The following is a 15358-nucleotide window of genomic DNA, read 5'->3' as shown; positions in this document are numbered from 1 at the left end:
GTTGCTGCAGCCTGGCCACGCCTGTTGTTCCAGCACCACAAAAAATGTTTTAAATACAATCTTGTACCCTTCCGGAAACTTTCGAAAATTTTGAACTAGACAAGAATTTCCAAAACATTATGGTTGTCAGATCGTCTTTAAACCACTTTAATTTTCCTTCACCTATTGATTTATAAACAAAATCAGCATCGTCCGATTTGCCTGTAAAAACGCGCGCAGGACAAGACACATTATTAGGCTGAGACGCCAACATTTACAGATTGACACCCCAGAACGCGAATGTTTAGATGCGAGCCGAAGAAGGGGCAAACCAGCCCGCTTTTTTCTGGGAGGGGAAACATAGCCTCTTTTGCGCGGCCCAGCGAACGACGCGACGACCAGTGGTGATCGTCTCTGGGCTTTTAGTAGAACTTCGGGGAGTCTAAAAAAATGATGGTTGAAACAGTTTTATCGCGCTCGATCCGCCTGATGTGCGCTGGCGGTCTGGCTCTGGGCATGCATGCGGCATACGCACAGGAAGCCCAACCTCAGACGGTGCAACGGATCGAAATTACCGGTTCCAGCATCAAGCGCATCGCGGCCGAAGCGTCGCTGCCGGTGCAAACGTTTAATGAAAAAGATATCAAGCGCGCCGGCGTCACGTCGGCCACCGACTTCATCCAGCAACTGCCGGTCATGCAGGGCTTCACCGTGGCGGCCGACTCGGTCGGCGGCGGCGGCGGCGGCCTGACCACCGCTTCGCTGCACGACGTGGGTGAGCAGTACACGCTGGTACTGGTGAACGGCCGCCGCATCGCGCCCGCCAACTCCGGCACCACCATCGACATCAACGCCATTCCGCTGGCCGCCATCGAGCGCGTGGAAGTGCTGACCGACGGCGCCTCCGCCCTGTACGGCGCCGACGCGATCGCCGGCGTGGTCAACTTCATCCTGAAAAAAGGCGCCGCGCCTCTGCAGATCGACGCCAAGTACAGCAAGCCACAAAGCCCAGGCGGCAAGGACAAGTCGGTCAGCATCAGCAAGGGCTTCGGCGACATCGAGGACGACGGCTACAGCGTGTTCCTGTCGGCCAGCCACCAGGAATCGACGCGCATGAAAGCGTCGCAGCGCGACTTCGCCAAGACCGGTATCATCAACTTCAACGACCCCGTCACCGGCAAGCCGCTGCAGTTCTTCAACGGCTCCTCGCGTTCGATCCCGCCTAACGTCACGATCCGCTACCTGGACGCGGCCGGCGCCAAGAAGTCGGTCAACGTCAATCCCTACATGAAGATCAACGGCAAGTGCCCACCGGCGCACGTTGACGCATTCGGCGATGGCCAGTGCTATTTCGATTACACCTCGACCGTGGAAATCGCGCCTGAAGTCCAGCGCGACAACGCCTACGGCTCGGCCAGCATCAAGCTGGGCAACAGCGGCTTCAAGGCCTTCACGGAAGTGTCGCTGGGCGAATCGCATGTGTACGCCAACATCGCCGCCTATCCGGCTGAATTCTCGCTGGACAAGTCCTCGCCCCTGTTCGCCAAGTATGTCGCGCCTTACCTGACGGCCCAACAACTGAGCGGCATGACCTCGGCCACCGTCAAGTACCGCCTGCAGGACCTGGGCGGCCGTGCCTACGACTACCAGAGCAAGACCGCCGACATCGTCGCCGGCGTCGACGGCAGCGCCATGGGCTGGGACATCAATTCGGCCTTCACCTATTCGACCAACAAGTCGCCGACCAACTACGTGGGCGGCTTCCCGCTGGCCGACAAGTTCGACGCGGCACTGGCCAGCGGCACCATCGATCCGTTCCCGTACGCCCAGGGCACGATGCCGGCAGCCATGGTCGATGCGCTGAAAGCAACCCAGTACATCGGCAACTACAGCAACACCGACATCAAGATGCACGGCTTCGACGTGCACGGCTCGCATGAACTGTTCGACCTGCCAGGCGGCAAGTCGCAGATCGCCGTGGGCGCCGACTACCGCAAGACCAGCTACTCGGAAAAAGGCAACGACGCCGTCAGCCACTCGGAAATCCTGTTCGATTCGGACCAGACCCCGTTTGACTTCACCCGTCACAACGCCGGCGCCTTCACCGAACTGCTGATGCCGATCGTGAAGGACCTGGAAGTGACCGGCTCGCTGCGTTACGACAGCATCAGCAAGCTGACCGACAACCTGACCAACAGCTCCGTGGGCAACAACCAGTCGGCCACCACCTACAAGCTGAGCACCCGCTACCAGCCAACCAAGACCGTGCTGCTGCGCGCTGCCTACGGCACCGGCTTCCGCGTCGCCAGCATGAAGCAGATCGGCCAGCCACTGGCTGACTTCGGCGTCACCGGCGGCACCTACAACTGCCCGCTGAGCGCCGCCAACGGCCTGGCCAACCACCCGCTGGCCCAGTACTGCGACGGCCGCAACCAGCTGGAAGTGTGGCAGGGCGGCAATGCCAACCTGAAGCCTGAGCACTCCAAGCAGTGGTCGTTCGGCACCGTGTGGGAGCCAAACGCTTCCTTCAGCGCCAAGGTCGACGTGTGGAACGTGGAAATCCGCGACGCGGTGACGTCGGTCAGCGAATCGCTGATCGCCAACAACCCGAACAAGTATATCGACCTGTACACCACCAAGTACAAGGCGTCGACGGGTGTGAACGCGCTGGCGATCAAACTGATGCCGATCAACATCGGCCGTCAGGAAAACCGCGGCATCGACTATGACCTGCTGTTCAAGACCAAGCTGGGCGAGGCCAAGATCACCAACCGTCTGGCCGGCACCTACATGCTCAAGTCGCGCTTCACCACCCCTGGCACCAACGACCAGTGGGAAACCAGCCTGAACGAATACGGCAGCAACGACGCCGTCACGTTCCGCAACGTGGTGAAAGCATCGAGCACCTACGAGCTGGGCCCATGGACGCATACCCTGACCGCCAACTATCGCAACGGCTACAAGGATAAGCACCATGACATCGACAACTGCGCCGTGACCACCAACGACGCCAACCAGGATTGCGTCGATGTCCAGCTGGAAGTGCCGAGCTACACCACGTTCGACCTGCAATCGCAGTACCACGTGATGAAGAACTTCGACGTGACCGCCGGCATCAACAACCTGGCCGACCGCAATCCACCGCTGTCGCTGCGTAACACGGGTTCGCACCAGCTGGGCTACGACCCACGCTACGCCAGCCCTGTGGGCCGCACCTTCTACCTGAGCGGTTCGTACAAGTTCTGATACGCCTGACTCAGTAGTCAAAAAGCCCGCCGGTTCGCACCGGCGGGCTTTTTTCATTGTGGCGGGCGCGCCATGCGCACGGCGCCACGGGCTGCGGCACCGGCCCGTGCAGGGCCCGCGCCGGGACCGCCTCAGTCGGCGGCCCGTTCCTCGGCCTTCAGGCGGCGCTGGCGCACCGCGTCGGCCAGGCTGTGCAGCACTTGCACGCTGGTGTCCCAGTCGATGCAGCCGTCGGTGACGGACTGGCCGTACACCAGTTCCTTGCCCGGCACCAGGTCCTGGCGGCCGGCCACCAGGTTCGATTCCACCATCACGCCGACGATGCGGCTGTCGCCGCCGGCCACCTGGCTGGCGATGTCGGCGCACACCGGCACCTGGTTCTCCGGCTTCTTGGAGCTGTTGGCGTGCGAAGCGTCGATCATCAGGCGCGCCGCCAGGCCCTGGGCCGCGATTGCCTTGCACGCCTCTTCCACGCTGGCCGCGTCATAGTTGGGGGCCTTGCCGCCGCGCAGGATGATGTGGCAATCCTCATTGCCGTTGGTGGACACGATGGCCGAGTGGCCGCCCTTGGTCACGGACAGGAAGTGGTGCGGCTGGGAAGCGGCCTTGATCGCTTCCACGGCGATCTTGACGTTGCCGTCCGTACCGTTCTTGAAGCCGACCGGGCACGACAGTCCCGAGGCCAGCTCGCGGTGCACCTGCGACTCCGTGGTGCGGGCGCCGATCGCGCCCCAGCTGATCAAGTCGGCGATGTACTGCGGGCTGATCACGTCCAGGTATTCGGTGCCGGCAGGCAGGCCCATTTCGTTGATGTCGCGCAGCAGTTCGCGCGCCATGCGCAGGCCGTCGTTGATGCGGAAGCTGTTGTCCATGTAGGGGTCGTTGATCAGGCCTTTCCAGCCCACGGTGGTGCGTGGCTTCTCGAAATAGACGCGCATCACGATCTCCAGTTCGCCGGCCAGTTCCTGGCGCAGCTTGACCAGGCGCTGGGCGTAGTCCATGGCCGCCTTGGGGTCGTGGATCGAGCACGGGCCGATCACCACCATCAGGCGGTCGTCCTGGCCGTGCAGGATGCGGTGCAGCGCCACGCGTGCCGCGGCGGCCGTCTGCTCGGCCGCTTCCGTGCAGGCAAATTCACGGATCAGGTGCGAGGGCGGCGTCAGTTCCTTCATTTCGCGGATACGCAGGTCGTCGGTACGGGGCATGCTGTTACTCCTTAAGGGTTCGATGGTGAAGTCTGGAAAAATTCAGGGTAAAAAAAAACCGCCATCGCTGGCGGTTTTTTCGGATTCTGCTGGGTTACGTTTTGCTGCTACGTGTACCGGCCGCTACTCCACCGCCTTGAGGCTGGAATTGCTAAAGTAAAAATAGCCGGTAAAGAAAACAATCGAGCGCATGAACGAAATCCGTGGTGTTTGAACGACTATAACAACAATAGACTGAAATTGGCAAGGCTTTCCTTGGAATAAGCTTATATCTGAGCCATGTTGTTGTTCTTCACTTGATCCGGCGAAGGATCAGGCCGTGCCGCCGACCGTCACGCCGTCCAGCCGCAACGTGGGCTGGCCCACGCCCACCGGCACGCTCTGGCCTTCCTTGCCGCACACACCCACGCCCGGATCGAGGCGCATGTCGTTGCCGATCATGGACACGCGGTTGAGCACGTCCGGACCGTTGCCAATCAGGGTCGCGCCCTTGACCGGGTAGGTGACCTTGCCATCCTCGATCATGTAGGCCTCGCTGGCCGAGAACACGAACTTGCCGTTGGTGATATCGACCTGGCCGCCGCCGAAATTGACGGCGTACAGCCCGTTCTTGACGGACGCCAGGATCTCGCCCGGGTCCTTGTCACCGCCCAGCATGTAGGTGTTGGTCATGCGCGGCATGGGCAGGTGGGCGAACGATTCGCGCCGCGCGTTGCCGGTCACGGGCATCTTCATCAGGCGCGCGTTCATGGTGTCCTGGATGTAGCCTTTCAGGATGCCATCCTCGATCAGCGTGGTGCACTGGGTCGGGTTGCCCTCGTCGTCCATGTTAAGCGAACCGCGGCGGTCGGCCAGCGTGCCGTCGTCCACCACCGTCACGCCCTTGGCAGCCACGCGCTCGCCGATGCGGCCCGAGAAGGTGGACGAACCCTTGCGGTTGAAGTCGCCCTCCAGGCCGTGGCCGATGGCTTCGTGCAGCAGGATGCCGGGCCAGCCCGGGCCCAGCACCACGGTCATGGGGCCGGCCGGGGCCGGGCGCGCGTCCAGGTTGACGATGGCCGAGTTGACGGCGTCCGTCGCGTACTGCTCCAGCAGCGCGTCGCTGAAATAGCCGTAGTCGTAGCGGCCGCCGCCGCCGGACGAGCCCATTTCGCGGCGGCCGTTCTGTTCCACGATCACCGTCAGCGAGACCCGCACCAGCGGTCGGATATCGGCCGCCAGCACGCCGTCGCTGCGCACCACCAGCACCACGTCATACTCGCCGGCCAGGCCCGCCATCACCTGCACCACGCGCGGGTCCTTGGCGCGGGCCATCTTCTCGACCTTTTCCAGCAGCTTGACCTTGGCCGTCGCGTCGAGCGACACCAGCGGATCGTGCGGCAGGTACAGCGAGCGCACGCCCTGCTGCGTCATCTGGCCGGCCACCTTGACCTTGCCGGCGCCGGCGCGCGCGATGGTGCGGGTGGCGGCGGCCGCGTCCAGCAGCGCGCTTTCGGAGATGTCGTCCGAGTAGGCGAACGCCGTCTTGTCGCCGGACACGGCGCGCACGCCCACGCCCTGGTCGATCGAGAAGCTGCCCGTCTTGACGATGCCCTCTTCCAGGCTCCAGCCCTCGTTCTTGGTGAACTGGAAATACAGGTCGGCGTAATCGACCTTGTGGGTAAACATGGAGCCCAGCGCCTTGAGCAGCTTGGCTTCGTCCAGCCCGAACGGCGTCAGCAGGATGTCGCGCGCCACGGCCAGGGTGGAAAGATTCGGTTCAAATGGGGTCATGATGGTGCCTCTGGATGGTGCCTCTGATTAGTTGCTGCCATTGTATCGGAAGGCGGCTTACATCGTGCGGTGTTTCAACGCCGGCAAGCTCTCGCGCACGCTGGCCATGAAAGCGGGATCGACCTCGCCATGGATCACGCCTTCCCCCTCGGGCAGCACGGCCTTGATCTCGCCCCACGGGTCGATCAGCATGCTGTGGCCCCAGGTGCGGCGGCCATTGACATGCAAGCCACCCTGGGCCGCGGCCAGCACATAGCATTGGTTCTCGATGGCGCGCGCGCGCAGCAGCACCTCCCAATGGGCGCGGCCGGTGGTGTAGGTGAACGCGGCCGGCACCACGATCATGGCCACCGGCCCCATGGCGCGGTACAGCTCGGGGAAGCGCAGGTCGTAGCAGACCGACAGGCCGACCTTGCCGAACGGCCCGTCCACCGTGCCCACGGTGCGGCCCGGCACGATGGTCTGCGCCTCGTCGTACGATTCCGTGCCCTTGGAAAAGCCGAACAGGTGGATCTTGTCGTAGCGGCCCACGTGCTCGCCCTCGGGGTTGTAGATCAGCGTGGTGTTGATCACCTTGCCAGCCTGGTCCGACACCAGCGGCAGCGTGCCGCCGATCAGCCACACGCCATACTGGCGCGCCATGGCGGCCATGAATTCCTGGATGGGGCCGCTGCCGGGGCGCTCCGCGTGGTCCACCTTGTCGCTGTCGCTCAGGCCCATGATGGCCCAGTATTCGGGCAGCAGCACCAGTTCCGCGCCCGTATCGGCGGCCTGGGCGATCAGGCGGCGCGCGGTGGCGATGTTGTGCGCCACATCGGGCGAGGAGATCATCTGGACGGCGGCAACGGTATGCATGGCTACACCTCGGAGAAAGTTATTGGGCCGGCACGGCGGCCGGCGCCGGGGAATCAGGCTGGGCGCTGGCCAGCTTGGTCACGACGGGCGCCTTCCACGGCCCCGTCACCTGCATCTGGTAAGTGAGTGCCTTCATCACGGGCGCGCTCAGGAACAGCTGGGCCAGGAAGCTGCCCAGCCCGATCACGGGGTTGACGGCCAGCGCGTACACCAGCGGCGCCGTGCCCAGGTTCACCTGCGGGATCACCACCACGTGCAGATTGGTCGATTCGTTGGCGATGTCGGCCGTGCCATCCATCAGTACAGTGGCGGCCACGCCGTGCATTTTCAAGTTCTCGGTCTTGACGATGCCGTGGTCGATGGCGGCGTTGGCCGTGATGCCGTCGAACGCCAGCCCTTCCGAGAACACGTCGTGGAAATCGAGCTTGAGCAGGCGCGGCAAGGCTTGCAGGCTGAGCACGCCCAGCAGCTTGGCCGCGCCCGGGTCCTGCTTGAGGAACTGGCCCTTCTCCACGTTCATCGTGATCTGGCCCGACAGGCTGGGGATATCGAACGCATACGGCAAGCCCTTCCAGGCGATATCGCCCGACAGCGTGCCCTTGCCGCCGCGCAGCGTGCCGGCGAAGCCGAAGCGGTCCAGCAGCTTGCCCGCGTCCATCAGCTCCAGTCCGAAATTGAGGCTGCTGCTCTGCACGCCATCCTTGCTGATCCAGCGGCCCGTGCCTTTCAATTCGCCATCGGGATTGGCCAGCAAGAGCTTGCTCACGCGCCACTCGCGTCCCGTGCTCAGCATGACGTTATTGGCCAGCAACTCCAGCTTGCCCAGCGGTTTGTTGAACAGTTCGAAACGCTCGGCCATGATGTCGAGCGCGGGGATGGTGGCCGTGCTGTTCTTGCCCTCCAGCAGATCGCGCACGTCGCCGGCGGCCGACTCGGGAATGATCAGCGTCGACAGCCGGGCCGTGACCTTGCCCAGGCCACCGGGCGCCTCGGCCCACGTCAGGTAGCCGTTGGCCTGGCTGGAATCGATGTTGGCCTGCCACACATTCTTCTGGTGGGACAGGCCCAGCAGCACATTCTCCAGCTTGCGGTCGCCCACCAGCAATTCGCCGGCCCGCACTACGATGGCGTCCGGCTGCACGAACTGGGCCACGTCCATGCCCTCCTCCTCGGCCGCCTGGCGCGCCGGCGCAGGAACAGCAGCGGGCGCGCTACTCATGGCGCTGGCCAGGTCCAGCCACGCATCCACGTTCAGCGCCCGCATGTTGAGGTTGAACGCCACGCCACTGTCGGGTTCGGGCGCCGGCGCGTTCACGCCCACGCCACCGCGCACCAGCCGCCACGGCCCCTTGCCCGTCTTCTGGCGCTGGTAGCGGGCCGCGATGGCGTTGCCGATGCCGATGCGGATATCGTCGCGCCACGCGCCTCCTTCCGGATTGAGGTTGCTGTTCATCACGAAGCGCAGCGGCAACGCTTCGGGCGCCGCCTTTTTCAGCGGCGCCGGCAAGTCCAGCCCCGCCCCCACCAGGCTGGTGTCGACGGCCACCTGCAGCTGGTGGTCGCGCACCGTGACCTGGCCGCCGAAACGGGTGGCGCCGGCGAAATGGCTGGCCAGGCGCTGCATGGCCGGCGCCGGATAATTGCGGCGGAAGCCATCGGCCGTGACGGTGCCGGCCAGCTTGACGACGATGGCGTTGTCGCGCTGGGTGCCGCCGCTGATGGACACCGGTCCACCCAGGAAGCTGCCGCCCAGCCCGTTCAGATTCACGCCCCGCTCGTTGAACTCGATCTTGCCCTGCGAACCGAGCACGGGCGGCAGGTCGTTGAACAAGGTCACATCGTTGCCCTGCAACTGCAACACGCCCAGCACCTTGGCGTCGATGAGGTGGTTGAGCGGCAAATGCAGCTTGAGCGCCAGTTTGGTGTTGCCGCTGGACTGGGTTTCATCCGTGAAGTGGTTGATCCATTCCTGCACCGGGCTCACCGTCACGTACTTGAGGAATTCCTGCATCGGGCCGGTGGCCGTGCCGTCGATGTCGAGCATCATGTCGTGCACGGTCAGGTCGGGGATCACGGCTTTCACATTCGACAGCGCGGCGCCGCCGGTGCGCGCCGTGTCGCCGCGGATCTCCATGCGCGGCCCTTCGAACACGAAGCTGCCCTTGATCTTCTCGGCCTGCGGCCACAAGGGCAGCTTGCCCTCGTCGCGCAGCGTCTCGCCCGGCGTGTAGTTCAGGCGCGCGTTCTCCAGCCGGCCCGCGACGCGGAACTCGCCGCGCGCGCGCTCGGCCGCCGTGTCGGTGCGGAACGGGAACTGGGCCAGGTCGCCGCGCAGGCGCAGCGTGACGTCCTGCGCCATGCCATCCTCCAGCGCGCCCGTCAGCCAGGCGCGCAGGTCATGGGGCGTCTGCAGCGGCAGGTAGCGGTCGATGGTGTTCAGCGCGAAGCCGTTCAACTTGCCCGTGAAGTCCACCTGGCCCAGGCCCTTGCCGGCCAGCGGCAGCACGTGGCTGCCCGACAGCGAGGCCGTCAAGCCCTGCTGGGCGAAGTCCAGGCTGTCCACCTGCACGCGCAGCTTGTCGTCCTTTTCGAACGACCAGCGGGCGCGCATGGCCAGCCGCTCGAACGGCATCGACGGTTCGGTGAAATAAGCCGGCATCTGCAACACCAGTTGCTGGGTATCGAGGCTCAGGGTGCCGCCTTTTTCCGTGGCGTCGATGCTGCCACTCAGGTTGTCGAAGCCGGGGATGGCGGGCATGCCGGCAATGGCCGGGCTGCGCGCCGTCTTCGGCTGCGGCGGCTGGGCCGGCAGCGGGTTCAGGCCCAGCCCGTCCAGGCGGCCACGCACGCGGTAGGTTTGCAGGGCCGGATAGGCGCCCTGCCATTCGGCCACCACGTCCAGCAGCCGGCCATGAGGGGCGAAATCGGCCAGCATCTTGCGCTGGCGCGGCGTGAGCGGCAACCGGCCGGCCAGGCTGGCCAGCGTCTGCAGGTCCAGCAGCGGCGCGCGCAATTCCGTCTTTTCCGGCTGCTTGCCGCTGGCGGCCAGGTGGTGTTCGAACAGCGAGGTGGGCGCCAGCGTGAGGCCGTCGCGCGTGGTCAGCGAGAAGTTGCTCAGTTCGACCGTGTGGCCGCGCGCGCCGAACGTGGGCTTGCCCTCCTTGTCGCCGGCCGGATACTCCTCGCGTGCGGCCAGCCGGCCCTGCACCTGCACCAGGTCCAGCGGCGGCAAGTCCTTGCCCAGCACGGCGGCCACGTTGGCCAGCCGCACGTCGGCCATGAAGCCGGCCAGCTTGGCGTGGTCCAGGTCGACCCAGGCCCGCAGCGAGCCCTGGCCCGCTTGCACGGTGAATGGATAAGTCAGGTAGGTGTTCCAGGCGGCCAGGTCGGCGTCGCGCAATTGCGCGTATAACTGGCCGGTCCACATGGCCACGTTCGACACGCGCGAGGTGAACGGCGGATGGGTGAAGTCGGCCCGCACGTCGAGCGGCGCGCTGAGCGCGGCCGGCGGCGTCGCCTTCAGGGCGAACTGGTGGCGCCGCCACTGGTTGCGCAGCACCAGCGTCAGCTGGTCCAGCGCCAGCGGCGGGGCCGCGCGCAACTGGTCGGTCCACACGATGCGCCCTTCGCGCACCACGATCTCGCGCTGCCCCAGCAGCCAGTCGGCGGCCCGGCCGTCGCCGCCCTGGTTCAGGTCGATGTGCACGCCGGCCACCACCAGCGTGCCGTCGGGCAGGCGGCGCGCATCGAGGTCGGGCCGGATCAGCTCCAGCGATTCGAAGCGCACGTCGGCCGCCAGCACGCTCCACCACGACAAGGTGGCCGACACACTGGGCAGGGCCAGCACTTGCCGGCCCTGGGCGTCGCGCAGCAGCACGTCGCCGAGGAACAGGTTGGGATGCAGGCCATTCCAGGACGCGTACAGGCGCGCGATGGTGACCTGGTTGCCGACGGCGCGGCTGGCCAGCCGTTCGATGTCGGGCTTGTAGTGGTCGATATTGGGCAGGATGGCGTAGCGCAGCACGAGGAACAGCACGCCGAACACGAAGTACAGCAAGGCCACCGACTTGATGGCGAAGCCGAGCACATGGTGGCTGGCCAGGTTGCAGACCCGATAGACGGCACGCAGCCGCTGCCAGCGCACGGCCAAGGGCACGTTGCCTGTCACGGTCTCCTCTGCTGTTTTTTTGTCGAGTATGCTAATAAATTCAGGCCCGGCGTAAAATACATCGCTACAATCGTCCAGCGCACTTGGGTCCGGGCACACTCCCCGGGCACAAGCCATTTCGCCTGCGCGGCAATTTTACCGCAACCGCCGAACCGACCTCGCCCCGCTTACATCCGGTTACCGCCACCACGCCCGACACCATTCTTCATGAGCCCAACTTCCCTCACGTCCGCATCCCGCTTCTACCAACGCTGGCTGGCCGCCAGCCCCGAACGCCAGAGCCAGGTCGATGAACTGGCGCAATTATCGCTTGCCCGGCTCGATTTTGCTGAATTTTTGGCAAAAGAGACGGGCGCCGGCCTGCCGCTGGTGCGCGCCATGCGCCGCCTGCGCAACCTGGTGGTGTGCGGCCTGATCCGGCGCGACCTGGACGGCGCGGCCGACCTGGACGAGGTGGTCACCACCATGACCCGCTTCGCCGATTTCGCCATCCAGAGCCACCTGGCCGAGCTGGACGCGGAAATGCGGGCCGCCCACGGCATCCCCACCGGCCACGACAGCGGCGAGGAACAGCAGATGATGGTGCTGGCCATGGGCAAGCAGGGCGGCGGCGAGCTCAACGTCTCGTCCGACATCGACCTGATCTTCGTCTACCCCGAGGATGGCGACACGGTGGCCACGGAAGCGGGCCAGCGCAGCCTGTCCAACCACGAATACTTCATCCGGCTGGGCAAGAAACTGATCGCGGCCCTGTCCGAGATCACGGAAGACGGCTACACCTTCCGGGTCGACATGGCGCTGCGCCCGAACGGCGCCTCCGGCCCGCTGGCGGCCAGCCTGGGCATGGTGGAGCAATACCTGATCGTGCAAGGCCGCGAATGGGAGCGCTACGCCTGGGTCAAGGCGCGCGCCGTCAGCGGCCGCGCGCAGGACATCGCGGCGCTGGACGCCATCGTGCGCCCGTTCTGCTTCCGCCGCTACCTGGACTTCGGCGTGATCGAGGCGATCCGCACCATGCACGCCCAGATCCGCGCCGAGGTCAACCGCCAGGAACGGCTGCACCCGGACCGCAGCAACAACGTCAAGCTGGGCCGCGGCGGCATCCGCGAGATCGAATTCCTGGCCCAGGTGTTCCAGCTGATCCGGGGCGGGCGCGACGCCGCCCTGCGCGACCGCTCCACCCGCGCCACGCTGCGCACAGTGGCCGAGAAAGGCTTGCTGGCGCCGGCCATCGTCGAGGAACTGCTGGCCTGCTACACCTTCCTGCGCAACCTCGAACACCGGCTGCAATACCTGGACGACGCCCAGACCCACACCCTGCCCGCCAACGAGGCCGACCGGCGCGTGGTGGCGCAGATGATGGGCCTGCCCGACACGGCCACCCTGCTGGCCCGGCTCGACGAATGCCGCGCCTTCGTCGCCGCCCAGTTCGACGCCATGTTCGCCGACAAGTCGGCCGGCGCCGAGGCCGACATCGATCCCCAGTCCAGCAACGAGTGCGCCGACCCCGACAACCGCGAGGCGATCGAGGCCCGCTTCGCCGCGCTCGGCTTCGACGACGCCCCCGGCGCGGCCAAGCGCCTGATCGCCACCTGGCAGGCGCCGCGGCTGCAATCGCTGCCCGAGGCCAGCCGCAACCGGCTGGTGGCCCTGGTCAACACGGCCCTGCCCCTGATCGCGCGCTGCGCCGATGAGGCGCGCGCCGGCAACCGCCACGATACGCTGGGCCGCCTGCTCGACTTCCTGGAAGCGATCGCGCGCCGCTCGGCCTATCTGTCGCTGCTGACGGAATACCCGCACACGCTGGAGCGGGTGATCCGCATGGTGCACGCGTCCGGCTGGGCCGCCACCTTCCTCAGCCAGCACCCCATCCTGCTCGACGAGCTGCTCGACGACCGCATCCGCAACCTGGTGTTCGACCCGCAGGCGCTGGCGGCCGACCTGGCGCGCCAGCTCGACGCGGCGGCCGGCGACACGGAACGCCAGATGGACATCCTGCGCGAAGTGCACCACGCCCAGCTGTTCCACCTGCTGGCCCAGGACTTGGCCGGCGACCTGACAGTGGAGAAACTGGCCGACCACCTGTCGGCGCTGGCCGACACCATCGTGGCCGCCACCGTGCAGGCCGTGTGGCAGACGGTGGCCACCCGCCACCGCGAGGTGCCGCGCTTCGCCGTGATCGCGTACGGCAAGCTGGGCGGCAAGGAGCTCGGCTACGTGTCGGACCTGGACGTGATCTTCCTGTTCGACGACGACGACCAGGACGCGCCGGCCCAGTACGCCAAGCTGGCGCAGCGCTTCATCACCTGGATGACCTCGCACACCTCGGCCGGCATCCTGTTCGACATCGACATCGCGCTGCGCCCGGACGGCGCCAGCGGCATGCTGGTGTCGAGCGTGGCGGCGTTCGAGCGCTACCAGGCCAGCTCGGCCTGGGTGTGGGAGCACCAGGCGCTGACCCGGGCCCGCTATTGCGCCGGCGACGCCGACATCGGCGCCCGTTTCGAGCAGATCCGCGAGCAGGTGCTGCGCACGCCCCGTCCGCCCGACGGCCCGCTCAAGGGCGAAGTGCTGGCCATGCGCCAGCGCATGTTCGACGCCAAGCCCAACCGCTCGGCCCTGTTCGACCTGAAGCAGGACCCGGGCGGCATGATCGACATCGAATTCATCGTCCAGTTCCTGGTGTTGCAGCACGCGGCCGACTACCCTGCCCTGACCGGCAATATCGGCAACATCGCCCTGCTCAAGCTGTGCGGTGAACTGGGCCTGATCGACGCCACGCTGGCCGGCCATGTGGCCGACGCCTACCGCGCGCTGCGCAAGCTGCAGCACCAGCTGCGGCTGCAAGGCCAGGACCTGGCGCGCGTCGATCCGGCGCTGGTGTCCGGCCATGCGGCCCAGGTGCGGGCCTTGTGGACTGCCATCTTCGGCGCCGGCGATGGCGACGCCAAAGCGGAGGCACGGCCCGCCGCCGCCTGACCACACCAAATCAGAAAGACGATAAAAAAACGCTGCGGGGCTTCCACGCAGCGTTTTTTTTCACATCCGTGGCCGCCGCGGCGGCCACGCGCACCATTACTTGGCCGTCATCAGGGCGACGGTGGTGTCCAGCATGCGGTTCGAGAAGCCCCACTCGTTGTCGTACCACGACGATACCTTGACCAGGCGGCCCGACACCTTGGTCAGGGTCGAGTCGAAGTTGGACGAGGCTGGGTTGTGGTTGAAGTCGATCGACACCAGCGGTTCGGTCTGGTAGGTCAGCACGCCTTTCAGCGGGCCTTCAGCAGCGGCCTTCATCAGCGCGTTCACTTCTTCCACGGTGGTGTCGCGCTTGGCGATGAACGACAGGTCGACCAGCGACACGTTGATGGTCGGCACGCGGATGGCGAAGCCGTCCAGCTTGCCGTTCAGCTCAGGCAGCACCAGGCCCACGGCGGCGGCGGCGCCGGTCTTGGTCGGGATCATGCTCATGGTGGCCGAACGGGCGCGGCGCAGGTCTTCGTGCATCACGTCGGACAGCACCTGGTCGTTGGTGTAAGCGTGCACGGTGGTCATCAGGCCGGTTTCCACGCCGATGGCGTCGTTCAGCGGCTTGACCAGCGGGGCCAGGCAGTTGGTGGTGCACGATGCGTTCGAGATCACGGTGTCGGTCGACTTCAGCACGTGCTGGTTCACGCCGAACACGACGGTCGCGTCCACGTCCTTGCCGCCCGGGGCCGAGATGATGACTTTCTTGGCGCCGCCCTTCAGGTGGGCCGAGGCTTTTTCCTTGCTGGTGAAGAAGCCGGTGCACTCGAGCACCACGTCCACGCCCAGCTCGCCCCATGGGATGTCGGCTGGGTTGCGCTGCGCGAACACGCGGATCTTATCGCCGTTCACGATCATGTTGTCGCCGTCCACTTCCACGGTGCCGGGGAACTTGCCGTGGGCCGTGTCGTAGCGGGTCAGGTGGGCGTTGGACTTGGCGTCGCCCAGGTCGTTGATGGCCACGATCTGGATGTCCTGCTTTTTGCCGCCTTCGTAGAAAGCGCGCAGCACATTGCGGCCGATGCGGCCATAACCGTTGATTGCAACTTTGATCGTCATACTTTACTCCTGATTATGAAAAAAAAGGGTTCCAGCGACTAGGCAC

Annotated in this window: 7 protein-coding genes; 2 read left to right on the top strand and 5 right to left on the bottom strand. The window is 65.5% G+C overall.

Translation table 11 applies throughout. The features are described 5' to 3' along the window. Window positions 1-495 precede the first annotated feature (495 nt). Window positions 496-3225, top strand: coding sequence for a TonB-dependent receptor domain-containing protein (locus H3H37_RS05655; RefSeq protein WP_182160652.1), 2730 nt, complete (start codon window positions 496-498; stop codon window positions 3223-3225). Window positions 3226-3356: 131 nt separating this feature from the next. On the opposite strand, the gene aroG is transcribed toward H3H37_RS05655, so the two are convergent. From aroG to H3H37_RS05635, 4 genes are all read right to left on the bottom strand, one after another. Further along, window positions 3357-4430, bottom strand: a complete 1074-nt coding sequence (gene aroG, locus H3H37_RS05650; RefSeq protein ID WP_182160651.1) for a 3-deoxy-7-phosphoheptulonate synthase AroG — start codon at window positions 4428-4430, stop codon at window positions 3357-3359. 312 nt (window positions 4431-4742) lie between these two features. Next, window positions 4743-6203 carry a metalloprotease TldD gene (gene tldD, locus H3H37_RS05645; protein ID WP_182160650.1) on the bottom strand — a complete coding sequence of 487 codons (1461 nt, stop codon included), beginning with the start codon at window positions 6201-6203 and terminating at the stop codon, window positions 4743-4745. 57 nt (window positions 6204-6260) lie between these two features. Further along, the gene (locus H3H37_RS05640; RefSeq protein ID WP_182160649.1) at window positions 6261-7058 is read right to left on the bottom strand and encodes a carbon-nitrogen hydrolase family protein; all 798 of its coding nucleotides are present in this window, start codon (window positions 7056-7058) and stop codon (window positions 6261-6263) included. Window positions 7059-7077: 19 nt separating this feature from the next. Next, on the bottom strand, window positions 7078-11226 hold the full coding sequence (locus tag H3H37_RS05635) for a YhdP family protein (RefSeq protein WP_311197397.1): 4149 nt from the start codon (window positions 11224-11226) through the stop codon (window positions 7078-7080). A gap of 207 nt (window positions 11227-11433) precedes the next feature. Between H3H37_RS05635 and glnE the strand changes: the two genes are divergently transcribed. Then, window positions 11434-14205: a bifunctional [glutamate--ammonia ligase]-adenylyl-L-tyrosine phosphorylase/[glutamate--ammonia-ligase] adenylyltransferase gene (gene glnE / locus H3H37_RS05630; RefSeq protein ID WP_182160647.1), complete on the top strand. Its 2772-nt coding sequence runs from the start codon at window positions 11434-11436 to the stop codon at window positions 14203-14205. A 96-nt stretch (window positions 14206-14301) separates the two neighbouring features. Here glnE and gap read toward each other — a convergent pair whose 3' ends face one another. Beyond that, entirely contained in the window at window positions 14302-15312 is a 1011-nt protein-coding gene (gap, locus tag H3H37_RS05625; RefSeq protein ID WP_182160646.1) for a type I glyceraldehyde-3-phosphate dehydrogenase, read from the bottom strand. Between the last annotated feature and the right edge of the window lie 46 nt (window positions 15313-15358).

The sequence above is a fragment of the Rugamonas brunnea genome, from assembly GCF_014042345.1.
In the GTDB taxonomy this organism is placed as follows: domain Bacteria; phylum Pseudomonadota; class Gammaproteobacteria; order Burkholderiales; family Burkholderiaceae_D; genus Rugamonas; species Rugamonas brunnea.
This window is presented reverse-complemented; position numbering and strand designations above follow the sequence as displayed.

Bases quoted from the DNA above. Each gene is read 5' to 3' on its own strand.
- H3H37_RS05655 (WP_182160652.1), top strand. From the start codon at position 496: ATGCATGCGGCATACGCACAGGAAGCCCAACCTCAGACGGTGCAACGG.
- aroG (WP_182160651.1), bottom strand. From the start codon at position 4,430: ATGCCCCGTACCGACGACCTGCGTATCCGCGAAATGAAGGAACTGACG.
- tldD (WP_182160650.1), bottom strand. From the start codon at position 6,203: ATGACCCCATTTGAACCGAATCTTTCCACCCTGGCCGTGGCGCGCGAC.
- H3H37_RS05640 (WP_182160649.1), bottom strand. From the start codon at position 7,058: ATGCATACCGTTGCCGCCGTCCAGATGATCTCCTCGCCCGATGTGGCG.
- glnE (WP_182160647.1), top strand. From the start codon at position 11,434: ATGAGCCCAACTTCCCTCACGTCCGCATCCCGCTTCTACCAACGCTGG.
- gap (WP_182160646.1), bottom strand. From the start codon at position 15,312: ATGACGATCAAAGTTGCAATCAACGGTTATGGCCGCATCGGCCGCAAT.